Below are 20166 nucleotides of genomic sequence, written 5' to 3' on the forward strand. Positions count from 1 at the left end.
AAAACAGAACAAGGTCGCGCCGAACGTAACTGTTGCAACCGTCATCGCCAGCGGGTACAATACGATAGACTACGGCTTTGTGGAGGGAGGCGGGGCGCCTGCCAGCAACAACGAGTACTACGTCAGCCATTTTAAAGACGACGGTTCGGTCATCTACACCGACAGATGGATAGCCGGCGCCGGCCCGGGCAAATCCCCCAAACGGGAGGAAAGCAACTACAACGAAACAACATCCCCGGAGCCGGAGACATCGGGCGACGAAACGGCGATTAAAGAGTCGGAGAGTATCGCCGGCGGGGATACTGTCTACATCACAAACGAAGGGAAAAAATACCACCGGGCCGGATGCCGATATTTGTCGAAGAGCAAGATACCGATATCGAGGGGCGAGGCGGAAAGACAGGGGTATACGCCTTGCTCGGTGTGTAAACCATAAGACTGAACTGAAAGGAGGCTAAAATGAAGAGGGTGGTTTTGGCTTTGATCGTTCTGGCCGTCTTTGCAACCGGCACATATGCCCAGGATTGCGACTGCGCCCCATGGGTCTGGGTTCGGGAAAGCGGAGCCCTGCATACCTTCAAGGAAGGCTCTGACGAATTAAGGTACGGGATGCTTGACACCGAAGCGACCGTTCTTATAATGGAGGAGCAATACTGGGCCGCGATTGAAAAATATAAAAAGATGATTGAAATAGAGGATTGCCTTCCCAATCCATTCAACATGATCGCTGTGTGCTATATGGAGCTCGACATGAAATATCAGGCAATGGAGTATTACAAGAAGGCGTGCGACAGAGTGGAATGCAGATATAAAAAAAGCGACAACCCTAATTACGATCCCTGTAAAAAATACGAAAACCTCCGCCTGGAGCTCTTGGGCTACTGATGCCAAAACTGAAGTACAACTCCACAACCTTCGAGCACAACGGCTACTGGCTCCGCCTCTTCTTCTACTGGGAGCGTGGAAGGTGGCACCTCGAATTCAGGAAGGGCAATCTCAAGAAGTACCAGTCGCTAAGGAAGGCGGACGAGGAGACCGCAAAGACGGAGTTTTACCGCCGGAAGCTGGAACTCCAAAAGACAGGCTATTTGCCGGAGGTGTTCGACACCGACCTCTTCAGCCAGTTCGACATCTTCCTTGACTGGTCAAGACGGCGGTCGCAGTCGAAGGGAACATACAAACGCCATGAGCAGACTTTAAGGAGATTTGCAGATTTCATCAGGAATGAAAAGATCGACAGGATCACGCCCAAAATTTACGAGAAGTACATCGATCATCTCCGCAGTAAAAGTCTCGCCCCGCGAACCATCGATATTCACCTCACGGCAATCGGGAAGTTCATCACGGTGATCGAGAAGGATCTCCGCATCATTCCCGAAGGGACCTATCCCCGCCCAAGGCTGTTGCGTGTAAAAAAGTCCAAGGACCCCGATTATCTCACCATCGAGGAGATCGGGAGTATCCTCGATGCGACAAAGAACAGCTACCTCTACGATATGATAATTTTCGCCCTGAACACTGGCCTCCGTATCGGCGAGATCCGCTGTCTTCGATGGGAGGACATAGATTTAGAAGCTGGGCATTTCAGGGTGCAGGGATACGAAATGGACGGCGTGAAGTTCGAGCCGAAGGACCACGGCGTCAGAAAAATAAAACTGAACAATGACGCATTGGACGTCCTGAAAAGGCTTGAGAAGATGCGGATATTCTCGCCCTGGGTCTTTGCAAGCAGGCTGGGAACTCCGAGAAGCAAGGATAACCTCGTCAGAGATTTAGGGATTTTTTACAGGCGTGCAGGGATCGAAAAGAAGGGAAAGTGGCACCTTTTAAGAAGAACATTTGCCACACATCTTCTCAACGCCGGGACGGGCATAGAGGCGGTGTCGAAGCTCCTCGGCCATTCAGAGCTTCAGACAACGATAGACAGCTACACCAGCGTTGTTCAGGAAATGGATCGGGCGGTGGACAGGCTAAATTTCGGGAGGTAATTCTTATTCCACAATTTATTCTACACCAAAAAAAATAGGCCACACAAAATGCGTAACCTATTGAAATTATTGGTCGGGACGAGAGGATTTGAACCTCCGACCCCATGACCCCCAGTCATGTGCGCTAACCAGACTGCGCTACGTCCCGACAAATATTTAAATGTCTATTTTTCCAGCTATTTTTTTAAATAAATTCCTTTGTCTCCAAATAAAACACTACAATTCCATCTTGCCAAGCCCAAATATTTGTACTCCTACACCCAAAACCTTTTACGCCCGATCCTACGATAATAAAAATAACATCATTCCCCCTTCCCCCCGTTACATCCCCTCCCCCCAAATCACACGATCGGCCAAATTCTACTTCCCCTTACATTCTGCGCTATCCCGCGAAATTGGACATATTATAACAAAAAACGTCTTTGAATATCAAGATTAAATTATTGATTCAACACGGCCTTAAGGACCTGACTCGGTTTAAACGTCACTATTTTTCTGGCGGTTATCTCGAGCTCGTCGCCGGTTTGGGGATTCCTCCCCTTTCTCGGCTCTTTTTGCTTTACTATAAAATTTCCGAAGCCGGATATCTTGACCTTTTCCCCCCTCTCCAGCGTCTCCTTGATTATCTCAAATATTTCATTTATTATTGCGGCAGATTCCTTCTTCGACAGGTCGAGCTCCTTATAAATACTGTTTATCAAATCAGCTTTCGTCATAATGGGCCCCCCAAGATCGGTTATCTTATTTGTGCGCCAAGCTTTTTCTTTAAGATATCCAAAACCTCGCCATGCTTTTTATTGACTTCATCGTCCGTAAGAGTCCTGTTGTCCGACTGATACTTCACCGTCAGGGCGATGCTTTTGCTGCCCCTCTCGATCTGCTCTCCCTGGTATAGATCGAATATCGTGACCTCCTTCACCAACTCCCCGGCGGCCCCCTCTACGGTCTTGACGATTCGATCGGAGTTGACGTCATCGGCTATTACGATGGCGATATCCCTCATGACCGGGGGATAACGGAGTACTTGCGAAAAGGTCTTTACCTTTGTATCCAGTTTTATGAGCTTGTTCAAATCCGCTTCGAGGATATAGGTGTCTCTGGAAATATTGAAATTATCCATAACATCCGGGTCGATTCTGCCCATTACTCCTATAGTTTCACCTCCGCCCCTAATAACACAAGATTGGGTCTTGTCAAGATATTCCACGTCCTTGTTCATTTCGTATTCAATTGAGACAAAACCGATCTCGTCTGTGATCTTCTCCCACACGCCCTTGAGGTCGAAGAAATCCACCTCGGGGGCATCGGCCCCCCACTGCTTCGGCCGGCGCTTTCCGGAGATCAAAAGGGATAGGTGAAAGCGCTCGTCCGGAAGCCCGTTGTCCCCACCCTCGCCCTCCCCTTTACCCCCTTTGGAATTTCTCGGCATAAACACCCTGGCGATCTCGAAGAGCCTCAGGTCGTACGACAGGTAGTTTATATTTGTCTCGGCGGTCTGGAGGATCCCCGGGACGAGGGTGGTGCGCATAACGTCCATCTCCTCGCTGAGGGGATTTTTAAGGGGGGTCGCCTTCCTCATCGGGTCTTTGGGAGAAAGCCTCATCTTATCGAAAGATACGCTCCCGATAAAGCTGTAGGTTATGATCTCGTTGAATCCCTCGGAGAGGACGGCATCCGAAACCAGGTCGATCAGCGTTTTTATCTCGGAGGTCTTCGAGAAATCCATGCTGATATTCGGCAGGGTCTCAGGGATATTGTCGTATCCCTTGAGCCTGGCCACCTCCTCGATGAGGTCTATCTCCCTTTCGAGGTCGAGGCGGTAGGAGGGCGGTGTGACCAGGAGCTCGTCCTTACTCTCGTCCTCTACTTTTATGAAGAGGCTCTCGAGGTATTTTCTTATCTCCTTTGTGTCGGCTTTAAACCCGATTACCTTGTTGGTCATCGATGTCCTTATTTTAAGGGTCGGCCTTTTCGGGACATCACCCTTAACATCGATATATCCCTTTGCGACCGTGCCGTCGGCATATTCGGCCATGAGCGCCGCGGCTCTGTCCGCCGCGGTCTTGCACCCCTCGGGGTCTATGCCCCGTTCGAACCTGAAGGCCGCATCGGTAAGGAGACCCAACTCCCTTGCCGTCTTATGTATAGACGGCGGGTGGAAAAAGGCGCTCTCGAGGAGTACGTTTGCCGTGTCCTCCTGTATCTCGGAATTCGCGCCCCCCATCACCCCTCCGATGGCCACGGACCTCTCGGCGTCGGCGATCATCAGGACGTCCTTGTTGAGGGTGCGCTCCACCGCATCGAGGGTGAAGAACTTCTCGCCCTCTTTCGCCCGCTTCACCACAATCCTGTTTCCGGAGAGGAGGTCGTAGTCGAAGGCGTGTAGGGGCTGGCCGTACTCCATCAGGATGTAGTTCGTGATGTCGACGATGTTGTTTATGTCCCTCATCCCGAGCTGGTTGATCCTTAGGCGCATCCAGAAGGGGACCATCCTTATCTTGATGTCCTGAACCACACGGGCGACGTATCTCGGGCAGAGGTCTTTATCGATTACCTCGATTGAGGTAAGCTCGTTTATATCAGGCCCCTCCTCCTTTACGTCCGTCTTGGGTAGCCTCAGGGGGGCGCCCGTCAGGGCGGAGATCTCCCTTGCGAGGCCGATCACGCTAAGGCAGTCCGACCTGTTAGGTGTGAGGTCGATGTCGATAAGGTAATCCGAGAGATTCAGGGTCTCCGCCAAGCTTTTTCCGGGGGCGGCCTTGGGGTCGAGCTCGATCAATCCGGTATGGTCGTGGGTGAGCCCCATCTCGTCTTCCGCGAGGAGGACGCCGGTGGACTCTACCCCCTTGAAATCTCTCTTTTCAATCTTCAATCCCGTTGGGAGCACAACGCCCGGAGGGGCAAGGGCGGTCTTCAGCCCTACCTTCGTGTTCGGGGCGGCCGACACCACCTGAAAGGTCTCCGCCCCGTTCGACACCTTTGCCACATAAAGGTTTCCCCCCTTAGGATGGGTGGAAACATCCATTATCTCCGCCACTACGATCCCTTTGAGGTCGTCCCCGATCTTCGTGACGCTGTCCACCTCGAGCCCCGACATGGTGAGAAGATCCGCAAGCTTCTCCACGTCCATATCGATGTCCACGAAGTCCCTGAGCCAGTTTATCGTTGCCAGCATATTCTAAAACTGTTTCAAAAATCTGATGTCGTTTTCAAAAAAGAGCCTGATATCGTCTATCCCGTACTTCAGCATGGCGATCCTCTCGATCCCCATCCCGAAGGCGAAGCCGGTCACCTCTTCCGGGTCGTACCCGACCATCTTGAAGACGTTCGGGTCGACCATCCCGGAGCCGAGGATCTCGAGCCATCCGGTCCCCGAGCAGACCCTGCACCCTTTCCCCTTACAGATAACGCACATTATGTCGACCTCGGCGGACGGCTCGGTAAATGGGAAGAAGCTCGGCCTGAACCTCAGGTCGACATGCTCGCCGTACATCCTGTGGACGAATAGCGTGAGGACCCCCTTGAGGTCTCCCATGCTTATGTCGTCCCCGACCATCAACCCCTCGACCTGGTGGAACATCGGCGAATGGGAGACGTCGTAGTCGGGCCGGTAGACCTTCCCCGGAGCGATTATTTTCACCGGCGGGGGCTGGCTCTCCATCACCCTTATCTGGACGGGGGAGGTGTGGGTTCTCAGAAGCCTTTCATCGTCGATGTAAAACGTGTCCTGCATATCCCGGGCCGGGTGGTGCCTGGGCATATTGAGCGCCTCGAAGTTATAATAGTCGAGCTCCACCTCCGGGCCCTCGGCGAGCTCGAAGCCCATCCCCAGGAATATCTCGACTATCTGATCGTATACGAGGGTTATCGGGTGTTTCTTCCCCATGAAGCTCCGCCTGCCCGGGAGCGTAAAATCTATGGGTTTCTTCCCCTTTTCGAGTCCGCCTTCTTTGTGGAACTCGAACCTCTCGTCCACCGCATTTATAAGGGCTTCCTTTATCTCGTTTGCAATCTTGCCGACCTTTGGGCGCTCTTCATCCGGGACGTCCTTCATGTCGCGCAGGATCGACGTGAGCTCGCCCTTCCTGCCTATGTATTTGACACGGATCGACTCCACGTCGTTCAGGTTTTCGGTCCCCTTGATCTCCGAAAGGGCTTTCGTCTTCAGCGCTTCGAGTCTCTCAAGCATTCTTCCCTACACTCTTTTTGGCCAAATCAACAAGCTTCGAGAATCCATTAGGGTCGTGAACCGCGATATCCGCCAGGACCTTCCTGTCTACCTCCACACCGGACTTGTTAAGGCCGTTCATGAAGACGCTGTAGGACATATCGTGCAGTCTGGCGGCGGCGTTGATCCTGACGATCCAAAGCCTTCTCATATCCCTCTTTCTCGTCCTCCTGTCTCTGTAGGAGTAGCTCAGCGCCCTCTGCCAGGTTTCCTTTGCTGCCCTATAACCCCTTTTGCGTCCACCCACAAATCCCTTGGCGGCCTTAAGTATCTTTTTTCTTCTCTTTCTTGATTCCGGACCCCTCGTAACCCTGGACATATATAAAATCCTCCATTTCCTTCTCTTCTAAAAAATCCCCGAATCCGGGGGATAGCTGAAAATCTTTTACTTGCCGATGTACGGGAGGAGCCTCCTGACTTCCCTTTCGTTTGTCCTGTCTACCTGCCCCCCGGACCTCAAGTTCCTTTTCCTCTTCCGGCTTTTCTTGGTCAAGATGTGATTTGCATTTGCCTTGTTTCTCCTGATCTTACCGCCGGCCGTAATCTTAAATCTCTTTGCCGCTCCCCTGTTTGTCTTTTGTTTCGGCATCTATCCACCTCTTTTTATTTCAATATTCAATTTCTCATTCAAATTTTATTGGCCCGCCGGGGCCAACAAGCTAACTGAAAAATGCTTTTCTATTTCGAGTGAACTCGAAAAACCCTCAACTGACCACCCACGGACGATACCCCCCCTTACCCCCTTTGCTTCCGTTACCCAACCGCTTCCTCTCACCCATCTCTCCCCCCCATCACTTCCACCGCCCCATCGCTCGCGCCGCCGATCACCGCATTGCATGCCCTCTAATTTGATAAATCGGCAGGCCTCCCAACGCCTTACCCACTCCCACGCACCATAAGCTACTACTATCCATTAATCCCCAAGATGCACCCTCTCTCACACCCGCTCCCAAAACCCGATAATTTTTTCTTGAACTGTTTCTTGAACTGCGCCCAAGACTCAGCGAAAACCCATAACAAGAACATATATAAAAATATGGGCTTTCTGCCGCTCCGGAAGATTTTGCCCTATCCCCCTATTCGCTCCCTCTCTGCACACCCGTTGTTAAAAATGTAAAATATTATTACTCTTGGCTATCCGCGCCCTGCTCTGCTTCTTCTTTTGCCTTTTTCCCTTCCTTGGCCGATTTTTGAGGCGTCAGGATCATGCTCATATTTCTTCCCTCGAGCTTCGGCTCCTGTTCAACAAGAGCGTCGTCTTTTATCTCATCGGCAACCTTATTAAGGATCTCCATCCCGATTTCCGTGTGGGTGATTTCCCTGCCCCTGAAGATCATGGAGACCTTTACCTTATTTCCCTGCTCCAAGAACTTCCTCATGTGCTTGAGCTTGTACTCGATGTCGTGATCTTCGGTCTTGGGACGCAGCTTCACCTCTTTGACTTGGACAGTAGACTGCTTCTTTTTTGCATCGTGGGCCTTTTTACTCTGCTGATATTTGAATTTGCCGAAGTCCAAGATACGACACACAGGAGGATTGGCGTTAGGGGCCACCTCCACGAGGTCGAGTCCGAGGTCCTCGGCCTTCATCAGCGCCTCTTTAAAACCTATCACTCCGAGCTGATTGCCTTCCGGGTCGATCAAGCGGACCTTATCGGCTCGGATCATCTTATTGATTCTGAAATCTTTTCCCTTGTCCTTTATGTTTTAATCCCTCCAAAATGCGGAGTTTTCGCTCCTAATAAGGTTAATAAAATCCTCGGTATTCATTGCATCAAGGTTTTTCCCGCCGAGCTTCCTTGGAGTCACTTTTTCTTCTTCTTTCTCTCTATCGCCAATGATCAAGGTGTATGGAATTTTTTTAAGCTCGGCCTCCCTTATTTTAAGGCCCAGCTTTTCGTTTCTGAAATCGGATTCCACCCTAATACCCGCACCCTTGAGTTTTTCAACCACTTTTTTCGAGTAATCGAGGTGATCGTCAGTGATGTTCATAACGACGGCCTGAACGGGCGCCAGGCCCACCGGGAACGCGCCGGCGTAGTGTTCGATCAATATCCCCAGAAACCTGTCCACCGATCCGAGGATTACACGATGAAGCATTACGGGGCGCTTTTTTTCACCGTTTGAATCGATGTATGTTAGATCGAACCTTTCGGGGAGGGTGAAATCGCACTGGATTGTGGCGCACTGCCACTCCCTTCCTATGGCATCCTTCAGGATGAAGTCTATCTTAGGGCCGTAGAACGCGCCGTCCCCCTCGTTTATCTCATACTCCTTGCCCTGTCCTTTAAGAGCGTTTTCGAGGGCCCTTGTGGCAAGCTCCCAGTCCTCATCGGAGCCGATCGACTTTTCCGGCCTTGTGGAGATCTCCATCTTATAGGGGAATCCGAAGATGTCCATCACGTACATGACGAAATCCATGACCCCCACGATCTCGTCTATCAACTGATCTGGCGTACATATGAGGTGGGCGTCGTCCTGGGTGAATGCCCTGACCCTGAGTAGGCCGTGGAGCACACCCGATTTCTCGTGTCTGTGGACGGTGCCCAGCTCGAAGTACCTTATCGGGAGGTCCCTGTAGCTCCTCAGCCTCGATTTATAGATGAGCATGTGAGCGAGGCAGTTCATCGGCTTGATCCCGTATTTCTGTCCCTCGACCTCGGTGAAATACATATTCTCCCGATAGTTGTCGTAATGTCCCGACTTCTCCCATAATTCCTGCTTCAAGATCATGGGTCCCATTACTATATCGTACCCGCGCTTGAGATGCTCCTTTCTCAAGAAGTCCTCTATGATGATTCTCATCACGGTTCCCTTCGGGTGATATATGGCGAGTCCGGCGCCCGCCTCGTCGTTGAACTGGAACAGATCGAGGTCTCTGCCTATCTTTCTGTGATCCCTCTTTTTCGCCTCCTCGATCATGTTGAGGTAGTTTTTGAGAGAATCTTTATCCGGAAATGCGGTTCCGTAGATCCTCTGGAGCATCTTTTTGTTTTCGTCGCCGCGCCAGTACGCACCGGCAACGGAGGTCAGGCTGAAGGCCTTCACGAATCTCGTGGAGGGTATATGCGGCCCCCGGCAAAGGTCGGTGAAGTTCCCCTGGGTATACAGCGACACTTCTTTACTTTCTATATCCTCGAGAAGCTCTACCTTGTAATTTTCCCCCATCCCTTTAAACAGTTTGATGGCGTCGCCGACGGGCATGATCTCTCTTGTAAAAGGGAGCTCCTTCTTTATGATCTCCTTCATCTTTTTTTCGATGGCCACGAGATCCTCGGGGGTAAAGGGCTTTTCCGTGTCGAAATCGTAGTAGAAGCCGTCCTTTATTGCGGGACCTATCGTCACCTTGACTCCGGGGAAGAGCTCTCTTACCGCCTCCGCCATGATGTGGGATGTGCTGTGCCTGATGATTTCGAGGCCCTCGGGATCGTCTATTGTGATGAAATCCACCTCGCAATTAGCCGGCACCGGTCGATCGAGGTCGACGAGCTCGCCGTTTATTTTACCGGCAATAACTTTTCCCTTCAGCTCCTTGGGCACAAGCTCCGATACAGTCATCCCTTCGGTCGGCTCGGGAAATTCGTGTCCTTTTGCGTTTACCGTAATCATTGTTCCAACATATTTTGAGAAAGTAAATAAAAAAGCACCAGAGATCAAAGAAGAGTCTGATGCCTTTTCATGTTTTTAAATCTTTCGATTTTTATCAAACCCCTTTCTCTCACGGTCAAATAAGAAAGAATTACAAGTTTTGTTGTTTAATAAAATATCATTTTGAGTATCACTATCATCCGATTGATATTTTTTGGATATTCCAAATCCTTATGCACCAACGGCTCATAGCCGGCGGCCCAGCTCCCCAACGTCTCCTCGTTTTTAAGCACCCCCTGCTTCCCTCCCCCTCCCCAACCATCGCCCCTCTAACCTATGCCAACCCCCCAATATAGTAAACCTTTAGAAATATCGACCGACGGCGGTTGGTAGGCACGGGCGGATTTGAACCGCCGACTTCTACCGTGTCAGGGTAGCGCTCTCCCCCTGAGCTACGTGCCTAAACATTTAGAATTATTAACAATGTTTGCGGATAATGTCAAGAAAAAACTATAATGTTTTGAGTATCGGCTATTTAAAATCTATTTCTTTCAATTGCTGTTCGGAAAGCTTCTTATATCTTCCAACCAACACGGCCGCTTTTTTAAAATTTTCCACCGCGCCCGAGGTGTCTCCCTTTTTCAGGAGGGCCATCCCCATCCAATAGTAAGTTTGGGCATCGATACCTTCCCTCTTTTCGATTTCTGAGAAGCTGTTTTTTACCTTATCGAACCACCCATCCTCTTCGAGGGTTACCTGAACTCTCATCGAGGACTTGTGGGCAAAAGCCTGATCCCTGGGATCTTCGGCGTACTTCATCGACAGGCTGATATAGCCGAGGGCCACATCGGGAACTCCGACTATAGACCAGTAGATACCTTTTCCGGCGTATCCGGGAGAGTATTTTCCATTATCCTTGATCGCCAATGCAAACTCTCTAAAGGCATCGTCGTTGAGTCCCAGGTCGAGGAACCTAATCCCGTTGTTTACATGGTGTATCGGCGAGCCGAAGGGATATTGCTCCACGTTTATCGTTCCAGCGCATCCGGTTATAAGTACAATCAGAGCAAATGCGATCAGGGCTTCATTGATCTTCATGGCGTTACAATGGAAATTGTGGAAACGGCATGTTTATATATTAGGTATGTCCGGTCCGAGTCGAAGAGGATAGAAAAATTATCGAAGCTTTTTACTATACCTTCGAGTTGAATGCCCCCCAGAAGCTCTATTATCACGGTCTCCCTTTCCCTCCTTACCTGATTTAGGAATTGATCCTGAACGTTAATGCTGTTTTTCACCATATGATAACCGGCCGGATAAAAAAATTTTTATTAGTATTGTCTTAAATCCTTGATTTATAGTACCCTTTTTATTGAACAAATTCAAGCCTTTTTTATTTTGGTCTGAAGTTTTTTCCTTTATCGCAAATTCATCAATTCAGGAACAGATTTATTTTCTTAAGTATCATCGGCAGGTTGTATGGATATTCGAACCAGCTTATCCCTTTAATATTTTTAAACCACGTGATTTGGCGCTTTGCGAGTCTTCTGGTGTTTCGCTTTATCAGTCCGATTGCCGTTTCAAGATCGATTTCCCCCGCGACGTGACTTACGATCTCCTTATAGCCTATGGTGTTCAGGGAGCGGCAGCCGTGGGAATAGCCCTTATTTAGGATTTCTTTGACCTCGTTTACGATGCCCGAATCGATCATATTGTCCACGCGGTCTTCGATCCTCCGGTAGAGAAGTTTCCTGTCCATCTTCAGTCCGATGTAGAGGGGATCGAAGGCCTTTTCTTTGAAGGCGTGGTTTTCCCTGATCTTCGACGCCGGCCTTCCCGTGAGCCGGTATATCTCGAGGGCGCGGACTATCCTCGTCTTGTCGTTCGGGTTGATTATCTCCGCGGATTTTCGATCCACCCCTTTCAGCTCCGAGAAGAGGGCATCAAGGCCTTTTTTGTCAAGCTCCATTAGAAGCTCTTCTCTGATTCCCTCGTTATCTTCGGGGGATTGAAACAGGCCGTGGACGAGCGCCTTGATATAGAGGCCGGTGCCTCCGGTTATTATGGGGACCTTTCCGGCTTTCAGTATTTTATTTACTGCATCAGCCGCCATCTTTGAGTAGATCTCCGCGTTGAAATCGTCCCCTATATCGCAGACGTCGATTAGATGATGGGGCACCTCCCTCATCTCCTCGATCGAGGGTTTTGCGGTCCCTATATCGAGGCGGCGGTAGACTGCGGCGGAGTCGGCGTAGACGATCTCCCCCCTCGGATTTAGAGATTTGGCCACCTCTATCGACACTCCCGTCTTTCCCGAGGCGGTGGGCCCGGTGATTACAACGATCTTGTCTCTTGCCCCATTCACTTTGGATTTCGCCGACTGTAATGTCATTGACTTTTTTATAGGCTTCAGGTTGTTCTCTTGAAGCGGCGCTCGAGCTCGGTAACGGGAATCGTGATGATGGTGGGTCTTCCGTGGGGACAGCGGCTTGAGTGGGGCGTTGTCTCCATGGCGTCGAGGAGGGCCTTTATCTCCCGGACCTCGAGTCTCTTTCCGGCCCTTACGGCCCCGTGGCACGACATAACGACGAGAAGTCTATCCAGCGCCTCCTCCACGGTCGTTGACGAGCCGTGATTTTTAAGCTCTTCGGCCATCTCGACCACCAGCGCCTCCAGATCCGTGTCTTCAAATATCCCCGGAATCGAAGAGACTATAACCGTTCCGGCTCCAAAGTCGGACAACTCGAGCCCCAGCTCCTTTATCCTGTCTATGTTTGAGACTATTATCTCGTATTCCCTCGTGGGCAGCTCAAGCTTCAACGGAAACAGGAGCTGCTGCATCGGGATATTCTTGTTTTTGGCCCCCGCCTTCAGCCTCTCGTAGACGACCCTCTCGTGTGCCGCATGTTGATCGACAATAAGAAGGCCCTCCACGTTTTCAAATACTATATAGGTCTCCTTTATCTGCCCCAATAGCGTCAGCCCGCCCCATTTCTTGAAGAGATCTCCTGATTCGGGGGGAGTCGCCGCTTCCGGGGGGAGAAACTCCGTCATGGGAAGGGTTTTCTCTTCGAGGTTCTTCTCCCTTGCTCCCCTCACCTCTTCGTAGTAGATCTCCCCGGCGTCCCTTACCGTACCGCCCCTGTCCGAATCGATCCCGCCCCTGAATTCGGGGGGCGCTTGGGTCGTTCTTGGCGGCGGGGGTTTGACCGGGGGAGTGGCCATCGAAACGCCGCGCGGCGCCTCAAGATCGCCTCCGGCAATCTTGATCCCGCCCGCTTTTAACAGGGCCTCGTCCACAACCCTCTTTACTATCCCGTAGACTTTGCCGGAATCCCTGAACTTCACCTCGGTCTTTGTGGGGTGGATGTTCACGTCCACTTCGCTGAAGGGGAGCTGCAGAAAGAGGACCGCTGTCGGGTATTTTTCCCTTGACGTCATGCCGCGATAGGCCTTCACAATCGCCGACACCATCACTCGGTCTTTCACGAACCTGTCGTTCACGTATAGGTAAATGCCGGACTGGTTGGAGCGGGCGTCGTCCGGACTTCCCATAAGCCCCACCAGCCCTATTCCCCCCCTTCCCCCTCCCCCCCTCCCCTCGTCGTATGCGATCTCCTCCATCCTCTCGGATATTTTTCTTCCCAGGATGTCACCCGCCCTCTCCCGCAGGGTGCCCGGAAGCGTGTTTATCACCTCCCGGCCGTCCGACGACAGCGTAAACCTGACGTCAGGCCTCGAAAGGGCAATCCCGTTCACGACATCCATGATGTGGTAATACTCCGTCCTGTCGGTCTTGAGGAACTTCCTCCTTGCCGGTACGGAGAAGAAGAGGTCCTCCACGACTATTCTCGTTCCCGGTGGCGCCCCCGCCTCGCGGATGTAGTTGAGCTTGCCCCCGTCGACGGATATCTCCGTCGCCTGGTCGCTCCCCCTCTCCCTCGTAAATATCTTGAACCGGGAGACCGAGGCGATGCTCGGAACCGCCTCCCCCCGAAACCCGAGGGTGTGGATCGCCGTGAGGTCTTCCCTCTTCGCTATCTTGCTGGTGGCGTGGCGCATAAGCGACAACTCCGCGTCCTCCCGACTCATCCCATCCCCGTCGTCGATGACGACTATCCTCCTCTTGCCCCCCAGGACTACCTCCACATTAATACTGTTTGCCCCCGCGTCGAGGGAGTTTTCGATAAGCTCCTTGACCACCGATGCCGGCCTCTCGACGATCTCCCCCGCGGCGATGAGGTTTACGAGGTTGGTGTCGAGGAGTTTTATCTTGGCCGCCATCCTAAAACTCCATCTTCTCTAGGTTTTTTATCCCCCTCCACATCGGGATGAAAAAGGCGACGAGATTGATAACGAGGAGCAGAACGACGGATATGACGAGGCTCAGCCATCTGTATGTCCCCTGAATCACCTCACTCACAAAATAGAGATAGACCGGCCTCGAAAGAATGACAACCGTGACGCCGACGTAGAGGAGGCTCGATATCATGTAGATGATGCCCCCGAAGCTTCCGGCTATCTCCGTGCTGTTCTCGTGTTTGAAGCGGGGATAGACCGCCCCCAGCCCCACTCCCATGGCGGTCAGTGTTACGGATATGACGAGCATCGTTATGGAGGAGAGCATCATGAAGAAGTAGTCCGCGTTTAAAATGAAGTTCGACGAGACGATGAGAAGCTCCCCCAAAAATAGGATCGGGATAAGAAAGACGATGAACTTCCCCCATAGGAATTTCCTGACGGAGAGGGGGGATGAAAATATCACCCAGTAGGCGTCCCCCTCGAGGCTCGTCGTGGGAAAGACGAAGCGGACGGCCAAGGCCGATATTATAAATCCCGCAAGGCCCAGGTTTAAAAACGAGGTCAGGTTTTTCAGAAATGGCGTGTCCACAGGGATGTTGTATATGCTGAAGAGGTAGATGAAAATCAGAGACGCCAGCAGAAATATCTGCGACCACTGGGTGGGGTCCCTGAAGAAGGTCTTGAGGTCTTTTATCAGCACTGCCCTCTGGGGCGCGTCGAAGTATTTGAACGATCTGTCCAACACGGAGAGCCTGATGATCTCGGTCTCTCTCCCCCGCTTCTTGCTCTCAAAGGCCTGGGAGAACCCGGAGAAGTAGATCAGCCTTGAGATCAGAAAAACAACAAAAAAGGATACTACGGCGCCGAGAAAGAGTAGAAGGATATTCTGCCAGAAGACATTCTGTTCGATCCCCACCATGTCGTTTATGGCGCGTGTAAACCAGGTGGGGGGAAGGAATCTGTACTGGGGCACCTTCATCGCCTCCAGAAGCTCCAAGAAGACCGGCTGTGTCGTGTTCGTGATATCCTTATAGAGGGTCTCGGGCTTCAAGAACCTGAAGAACACGATCAGGCCGGCGGCGAAGATCATCCCCAGAAACGTGAATATCTGGTATGTCCTCTTTGCCGGGAAAAACCGCATGAGAAGCATCGTGATGAGAATCCCCAGAGAGGCTGGAATTACAATGAAGGGGATAAACATCGAGATCATAACGAGGTAATAACCAAATCCCTCCCCGAAGGCCCTGCCGAGGGCGAAGTATATCGGAAGCCCGAAGACGAGGACCATGTAGGAGCTGTTGACTAGGCTCTGGAAGAACTTCGCCGTATAGACCTCCGAGTGCCTTATGGGCGAAGACAAAAGGAGGTCGAGGTCTTTTGACATGTAGAGTGTTGAGAGGGAAGAGATGATGTTTGAAAAGACGAGGACAGAAAAGAGGGTGAGGTTTATCATCGTCAAGAGCTGGATGATAAGGACATCCCCCACAAGCTCGATGCCGAACTCGGGGCTCAGCAGATACCTGATCATCCTAAGGAAAAAGTAGTAGACAAAGGCGATGAAGAGAAGACCAGCGGTGGAGAAGAAGACCAGCTTCAGTCCCTTCTCCCGGTTCATCCCCTTGAGATCGTTTATCGTCGAGCGAAGCTTAATCGCCCATATCAATAGAATCCTTCTCATCTATTCCGTGGCCCCCGAATCGCTCTCCTCCTCTGTGAGGATGAAGAATATCTCCTCCAGCTCCCTCCCCTTTGTGTGAGCCGTCCTCATCAGCTCGTCGATTGTGCCCAAGGCCACGAGCTTTCCCCTGTGAATGATCCCTATCCGGTCGCACATCTCCTGGGCGTGCCCCAGGGTGTGGGTGGACATGAATATCGTTACGCCGTTTTTCGATAACCCAGAGAATATCTCCTTCACTAACTTTATGCTCCTCGGGTCGAGCCCCACCATCGGCTCGTCCACGATAATTATCTTCGGATCGTGGATAAGGGCCTGGGCCATGACCAGTTTCTGCTTCATCCCGTGGGAGTAGCCCTCCACCATATCGTCGATCCACTCGGCCATGGAGAAGGTCTCGATAAGCTCCTCGGTCTTCTCCGCCACATTATCATCTTTGACCCTGTAGAGCCCGGAGACAAACCTGAGAAATTCCCTTCCGGTCAGCTTTTCATAAAGGAAGGGCTTGTCCGGGATGTATGAAGTGATGCCCTTGGCCTCGAACATCTCCTTCTCCAGGTCATGGCCCCCGAGGCCCACCTCTCCCGACGTGGGCCTTAACAACCCCGCCATGATCTTGATCGTGGTGGTCTTGCCCGCCCCGTTGGGGCCGAGAAAGCCGAAGAACTCCCCTCTGCCTACGGCCAGGTTCAGGTTGTTTACGGCCCTGATCCTCCCGTAGTCCTTGCAAAGTCCCTTTATCTCAATCAAGTATTATTCTCCTCTCATCTCAACAAGTCTATCGTATATCTCACGTCCAATCCGAAGCCCGATCTCTATAAACTCCGGACCGTATTTCTTTCCGGTATTCGTCCTGAACGTATCCTTGATCCGCTCCACCCCCGCCATTCCACTGCTGTACCCTTCGAGCATCAATCCGATGTCTATATCGGCGAAGCTCAGCATCTCCCACAGGGTCGTGGTGAAATTGTCCGGCCCCCACCGGAACTTGTCCGCATCGTAGAGGGCGTCCGATATAAGCCGCCCGTCTTCATCGGCGGTCTCCCCCGTTTCCTTGAAGGCCTCGTGGTTGGCTATGGCAAAGACTATAATGCCCACTTCCTCATCGGCAAGTCCCACATCTTTAAGAAGTCTCGCCGCCTCCTCGGCCCCCTTGGCGGCATGGTCCTTATCCTTCCTCTTTATGTCGTGTAAAAGCCCCGCAACCTGAACCAAAACAACGTCCCTTTTAACGATCTCTTCAGCGCCGCCTAGCTCCGTCGCCACGATCGCCCCGGCGTCGACCGCCACAAGTCCAGAGTGCAAAAGCCCGTGGCCAAAATCGTCCCCCATCCCCTCAAGGTATTCGCGGAATCTCAGCACGAGGGGATCGGAATCGTAGATATTCTTCGATATCTCCATCCCCTCCCCGCATTCCCTGTAAAATCGGGGCTCCGGGTGGCGGGACGCCACCTCCCGGGCAATAGACCTGGCATCGGCTATGGAGATTTTTTTCATATTATCATGATACAAGAGGTACCGGGATGTGTCAATCAATAACAAAATTAATGCTAAATTAAGTTTTACTTTTCCCCAATAACATGATATAAGATATGAAATAACCATAATATTTTAATGGTGTAAATATGAAACAGATAAGACTTATTCTCGGAATAGCGGTGATTGTCATCGTTGTGGGGATCGTTGCGGTGCTCATCTTCAGAGATAGGGGAACTGAATCTACAGAGACCGAGGAGACTCCTGCGACCAATGCAGGGCCGGCCAGCATCGAGGCCGAGAACATAAAATATACCGAATCGAAGGAAGGCAAGGTCATCTGGGAAATAGAGGCCGGAAGCGCCGAATTCTACAAGGAAGAAGAGAGGACGGAGTTCGACAAGATTAAAGTCACGTTCTTCTATCAGGATGAATATCAACTCAAGCTTTCAGGGGACAAGGGAATCCTCAATAACGACACAAAAAACATAGTGATCAAGGACAATGTCTTCTTGGAATTCGCCGAAAAATACAGGCTCGAGACGAACTCGCTCAACTATACCACGGAGACCGATGAGATCATCACGGAAGACCCCGTAGCGGTCACGGGACCGGATGTTAACTTTACCGGCAAGGGACTTACCTTCAACCTCTCCAATGAGGAGCTCTTTGTCAATTCCGACGTAGTTGCAGACTTCACAAAAGCCGAAGACGAGACGGATAAGGATAAGAAAAAGAAGGAGAAAAAGGAGAATATCCGTGGATTCGAAGACGCCTCATCCCTCGAGAGTCCCCTGCATATCAGGTCGGGGGGCTTTTACGGCAACCGTAAAGGCTCCTACATTCGCTTCAACAAGGGCGCCCACGTAACTTATGAGGAGTCAACGCTGAACGCCGGGACCATTACCGTCTACTTCAACAGCAAGGAGGGAGGTGTCTCGAAGATCGAAGCGGCTGGGAATGTCAAGCTGAAGCAAAAAGATATGAACGCCACCTGCGGAAGACTCCTATTCGACTACGAGAAAAACAAGTTGTTCCTTACGAAAAATCCCGTTATTTGGCGAGGAGAAGATATGGTCAAGGGGGATGAAATCACCTACGATCTTACAACCAGCAAAAGCGTCGTCACGGCCGGCAAGGAAAACAGGGCGCACCTTACGATCTACCCAAAACAGGAGGAGGAGGAGGAGTTTTAATTGAGCGACAACAATAAGCACACCCTCAAAGTGAACGGCCTGACCAAGGCCTTCAAAGGACGAACAGTTGTAGACCACGTAAACTTGACCGTAGAATCGGGGGAGATAGTGGGGCTTTTGGGCCCCAACGGCGCGGGCAAGACGACGAGCTTTTATATGATCATCGGCATCCTCAAGCCGGACGGCGGTGAAATCCTCCTTAACGGAAAAAATATAGGCGAGTTCCCCATGCACATGCGGGCGAGAAGCGGCATTACATACCTCCCCCAGGAATCCTCCATATTCAGGAAGATGACCGTCGAAGAAAACATCATGGCCATCCTGGAGACCCTTCCAATGAGCATCTCGGAGCGGGAGGAGAGGTGCGGAAAGCTTCTCTCGGAGCTTAAAATATCCCACCTGGCCAAAAACATGGCCTACTCCCTTTCGGGCGGAGAGCGCCGCAGGGTGGAGATAACCAGGGCCCTCGTCACATCGCCCAAGTTCATCCTCCTGGACGAGCCCTTTTCGGGAATTGATCCGATCATCGTAAACGACATCCAGAATATCATCCTCTCCCTGAAAAGCAGAAATATCGGAATAATCATCACGGACCACAACGTCCGAGAGACCCTCGGAATATGCGACCGAGCCTATATCCTGAACGAGGGGAACATCCTGATCGACGGGACGCCTAAAAAGATCACCAACAGTCAAAAGGCGAAGGAGATTTATCTCGGCGAGAAGTTCAGGCTGTAGCGGTCTGGGGGAGCCGGGAACCTTTACTGTGGCGAGACTTTTATCTGGAGAAAATATATTTTGCATTGAGGGAAGACTTTATAACTGATATTAACAAAAGCACAGGGCACTCTAAAATCATCGGCAATTTTGGTTGGTGGATAATAAAATCAGAAAAACTGACTGAAAAAACTGAAAGAAGAGAGATGAGAAAGTTACTTTTAACCGTAATTGCACTATCTTTGGTTGCACCAATTTTTTCTGGGTGCGAAATAAATGAAAAAAAGAAGTTCCCGTCAAATTGAAGTGGCGCTATAAAACAGGTGCAGCTGTGCGTTCTGCAGGTAGTCATTTTGGATATTCTTATCCTGACGTGGTTGGTGATACAATTTATATGGGAGACCAATATGACTACGTTTATGCCATAGATAAAGATACAGGTAAACTCAAATGGAAATTTCATGAAAAGAAGGTGTATTTTACTTGCACCTCAGTGGTTGATGGTGTGGTCTATGTGGGAAGATGGACTAACAGGATTATTACTGATAAAAAAAGTTATATTTATGCAATAGATGCTGCAAATGGGAAGTTGAAGTGGCGCTCAGAAATTGGAAGTCCTTCAGGGATGATAGGTTCACCCACGGCAGTTGACGGCACGGTCTATATCGGAAGCTCGGACAATCATCTTTATGCCGTTGATACAAGTAGTGGCAAGATAAAGTGGAGCTTTAAGACAGTAAATTTTATAGTTGCTACCCCTTTAGTTTCTGACGGTGTGGTTTATATTATAAGTAAAAATAATCTGTATGCCATTGATGCGAAAAACGGTGAATTGAAATGGCAATATAAGACAGGAAGTGAATATTTTGCCTCATATTCAATAGTTGGAGATATGGTTTATGTGGGGAGTTTGTAATGGACCCCAAAAAGTAGACAAGGGGGATAGTTGGATGTAAGATGGTACTGTTCTCCAAATTAGAAAGGAGAGGCAATGCCA

The 20166-nt window shown here is 50.9% G+C and carries 21 protein-coding genes and 2 tRNA genes; 7 read left to right on the top strand and 16 right to left on the bottom strand.

All coding sequences use genetic code 11. The features are described from left to right. The 3 genes from JW984_14455 to JW984_14465 form a co-directional block, all read left to right on the top strand. Positions 1-436: hypothetical protein (locus JW984_14455; protein MBN1574398.1), on the top strand; the 436-nt coding region annotated here is incomplete at its 5' end. A gap of 23 nt (positions 437-459) precedes the next feature. Next, positions 460-885 (top strand): hypothetical protein, encoded by a 426-nt coding sequence (locus tag JW984_14460; protein MBN1574399.1) that lies wholly within the window; start codon positions 460-462, stop codon positions 883-885. Further along, entirely contained in the window at positions 885-1988 is a 1104-nt protein-coding gene (locus tag JW984_14465) for a site-specific integrase (GenBank protein MBN1574400.1), read from the top strand. Before JW984_14460 ends, JW984_14465 begins: the two co-directional genes overlap by 1 nt. 70 nt (positions 1989-2058) lie before the next feature. Here the strand turns inward: JW984_14465 and JW984_14470 are convergent. From JW984_14470 to JW984_14545, 16 genes are all read right to left on the bottom strand, one after another. Further along, a tRNA-Pro gene (locus tag JW984_14470) sits at positions 2059-2136 on the bottom strand. Positions 2137-2428: 292 nt separating this feature from the next. Beyond that, positions 2429-2704 carry an integration host factor subunit alpha gene (locus JW984_14475; protein MBN1574401.1) on the bottom strand — a complete coding sequence of 92 codons (276 nt, stop codon included), beginning with the start codon at positions 2702-2704 and terminating at the stop codon, positions 2429-2431. Positions 2705-2724: 20 nt separating this feature from the next. Continuing rightward, positions 2725-5163, bottom strand: a complete 2439-nt coding sequence (locus JW984_14480; protein MBN1574402.1) for a phenylalanine--tRNA ligase subunit beta — start codon at positions 5161-5163, stop codon at positions 2725-2727. A gap of 3 nt (positions 5164-5166) precedes the next feature. Further along, positions 5167-6177 (bottom strand): phenylalanine--tRNA ligase subunit alpha, encoded by a 1011-nt coding sequence (pheS, locus tag JW984_14485; GenBank protein ID MBN1574403.1) that lies wholly within the window; start codon positions 6175-6177, stop codon positions 5167-5169. Further along, on the bottom strand, positions 6170-6535 hold the full coding sequence (gene rplT, locus JW984_14490) for a 50S ribosomal protein L20 (protein MBN1574404.1): 366 nt from the start codon (positions 6533-6535) through the stop codon (positions 6170-6172). The genes pheS and rplT overlap by 8 nt, the downstream gene beginning before the upstream one ends. A gap of 66 nt (positions 6536-6601) precedes the next feature. Further along, on the bottom strand, positions 6602-6805 hold the full coding sequence (rpmI, locus tag JW984_14495) for a 50S ribosomal protein L35 (protein ID MBN1574405.1): 204 nt from the start codon (positions 6803-6805) through the stop codon (positions 6602-6604). 535 nt (positions 6806-7340) lie between these two features. Next, entirely contained in the window at positions 7341-7883 is a 543-nt protein-coding gene (gene infC / locus JW984_14500; GenBank protein ID MBN1574406.1) for a translation initiation factor IF-3, read from the bottom strand. A gap of 39 nt (positions 7884-7922) precedes the next feature. Next, the gene (gene thrS, locus JW984_14505; protein ID MBN1574407.1) at positions 7923-9824 is read right to left on the bottom strand and encodes a threonine--tRNA ligase; all 1902 of its coding nucleotides are present in this window, start codon (positions 9822-9824) and stop codon (positions 7923-7925) included. 366 nt (positions 9825-10190) lie between these two features. After that, positions 10191-10265, bottom strand: a tRNA-Val gene (locus JW984_14510). 69 nt (positions 10266-10334) lie between these two features. Further along, positions 10335-10901 carry a hypothetical protein gene (locus JW984_14515; protein ID MBN1574408.1) on the bottom strand — a complete coding sequence of 189 codons (567 nt, stop codon included), beginning with the start codon at positions 10899-10901 and terminating at the stop codon, positions 10335-10337. Further along, positions 10898-11104, bottom strand: a complete 207-nt coding sequence (hfq, locus tag JW984_14520) for an RNA chaperone Hfq (GenBank protein ID MBN1574409.1) — start codon at positions 11102-11104, stop codon at positions 10898-10900. The genes JW984_14515 and hfq overlap by 4 nt, the downstream gene beginning before the upstream one ends. 131 nt (positions 11105-11235) lie before the next feature. Next, a complete protein-coding gene (gene miaA / locus JW984_14525) occupies positions 11236-12168 on the bottom strand; it encodes a tRNA (adenosine(37)-N6)-dimethylallyltransferase MiaA (GenBank protein ID MBN1574410.1) in 933 nt (310 codons plus the stop codon). A gap of 44 nt (positions 12169-12212) precedes the next feature. Next, positions 12213-14087 (bottom strand): DNA mismatch repair endonuclease MutL, encoded by a 1875-nt coding sequence (mutL, locus tag JW984_14530; GenBank protein ID MBN1574411.1) that lies wholly within the window; start codon positions 14085-14087, stop codon positions 12213-12215. Position 14088: 1 nt separating this feature from the next. Then, positions 14089-15783: a hypothetical protein gene (locus tag JW984_14535; protein MBN1574412.1), complete on the bottom strand. Its 1695-nt coding sequence runs from the start codon at positions 15781-15783 to the stop codon at positions 14089-14091. Further along, the gene (locus JW984_14540; protein ID MBN1574413.1) at positions 15784-16530 is read right to left on the bottom strand and encodes an ABC transporter ATP-binding protein; all 747 of its coding nucleotides are present in this window, start codon (positions 16528-16530) and stop codon (positions 15784-15786) included. Between the two features lie 3 nt (positions 16531-16533). Continuing rightward, a complete protein-coding gene (locus JW984_14545) occupies positions 16534-17277 on the bottom strand; it encodes an HD domain-containing protein (protein ID MBN1574414.1) in 744 nt (247 codons plus the stop codon). Positions 17278-17405: 128 nt separating this feature from the next. Between JW984_14545 and lptC the strand changes: the two genes are divergently transcribed. From lptC to JW984_14565, 4 genes are all read left to right on the top strand, one after another. Next, positions 17406-18452, top strand: a complete 1047-nt coding sequence (gene lptC, locus JW984_14550; GenBank protein ID MBN1574415.1) for an LPS export ABC transporter periplasmic protein LptC — start codon at positions 17406-17408, stop codon at positions 18450-18452. Next, positions 18453-19190 (top strand): LPS export ABC transporter ATP-binding protein, encoded by a 738-nt coding sequence (lptB, locus tag JW984_14555; GenBank protein ID MBN1574416.1) that lies wholly within the window; start codon positions 18453-18455, stop codon positions 19188-19190. A gap of 65 nt (positions 19191-19255) precedes the next feature. Next, complete coding sequence (locus JW984_14560) at positions 19256-19474, top strand: hypothetical protein (GenBank protein MBN1574417.1); 219 nt, start codon at positions 19256-19258, stop codon at positions 19472-19474. Continuing rightward, entirely contained in the window at positions 19471-20085 is a 615-nt protein-coding gene (locus tag JW984_14565) for a PQQ-binding-like beta-propeller repeat protein (GenBank protein MBN1574418.1), read from the top strand. Before JW984_14560 ends, JW984_14565 begins: the two co-directional genes overlap by 4 nt. The last annotated feature ends 81 nt before the right edge of the window (positions 20086-20166 follow it).

Origin of the sequence: Candidatus Zymogenus saltonus, from assembly GCA_016929395.1 — a bacterium.
Taxonomy (GTDB): domain Bacteria; phylum Desulfobacterota; class Zymogenia; order Zymogenales; family Zymogenaceae; genus Zymogenus; species Zymogenus saltonus.

Coding starts and splice junctions, on each gene's coding strand:
- JW984_14480 (MBN1574402.1), bottom strand. CDS start 5,163: ATGCTGGCAACGATAAACTGGCTCAGGGACTTCGTGGACATCGATATG.
- lptC (MBN1574415.1), top strand. CDS start 17,406: ATGAAACAGATAAGACTTATTCTCGGAATAGCGGTGATTGTCATCGTT.
- rplT (MBN1574404.1), bottom strand. CDS start 6,535: ATGTCCAGGGTTACGAGGGGTCCGGAATCAAGAAAGAGAAGAAAAAAG.
- JW984_14535 (MBN1574412.1), bottom strand. CDS start 15,783: ATGAGAAGGATTCTATTGATATGGGCGATTAAGCTTCGCTCGACGATA.
- pheS (MBN1574403.1), bottom strand. CDS start 6,177: ATGCTTGAGAGACTCGAAGCGCTGAAGACGAAAGCCCTTTCGGAGATC.
- thrS (MBN1574407.1), bottom strand. CDS start 9,824: ATGATTACGGTAAACGCAAAAGGACACGAATTTCCCGAGCCGACCGAA.
- JW984_14515 (MBN1574408.1), bottom strand. CDS start 10,901: ATGAAGATCAATGAAGCCCTGATCGCATTTGCTCTGATTGTACTTATA.
- hfq (MBN1574409.1), bottom strand. CDS start 11,104: ATGGTGAAAAACAGCATTAACGTTCAGGATCAATTCCTAAATCAGGTA.
- rpmI (MBN1574405.1), bottom strand. CDS start 6,805: ATGCCGAAACAAAAGACAAACAGGGGAGCGGCAAAGAGATTTAAGATT.
- JW984_14545 (MBN1574414.1), bottom strand. CDS start 17,277: ATGAAAAAAATCTCCATAGCCGATGCCAGGTCTATTGCCCGGGAGGTG.
- JW984_14465 (MBN1574400.1), top strand. CDS start 885: ATGCCAAAACTGAAGTACAACTCCACAACCTTCGAGCACAACGGCTAC.
- mutL (MBN1574411.1), bottom strand. CDS start 14,087: ATGGCGGCCAAGATAAAACTCCTCGACACCAACCTCGTAAACCTCATC.
- infC (MBN1574406.1), bottom strand. CDS start 7,883: ATGATCCGAGCCGATAAGGTCCGCTTGATCGACCCGGAAGGCAATCAG.
- JW984_14460 (MBN1574399.1), top strand. CDS start 460: ATGAAGAGGGTGGTTTTGGCTTTGATCGTTCTGGCCGTCTTTGCAACC.
- JW984_14475 (MBN1574401.1), bottom strand. CDS start 2,704: ATGACGAAAGCTGATTTGATAAACAGTATTTATAAGGAGCTCGACCTG.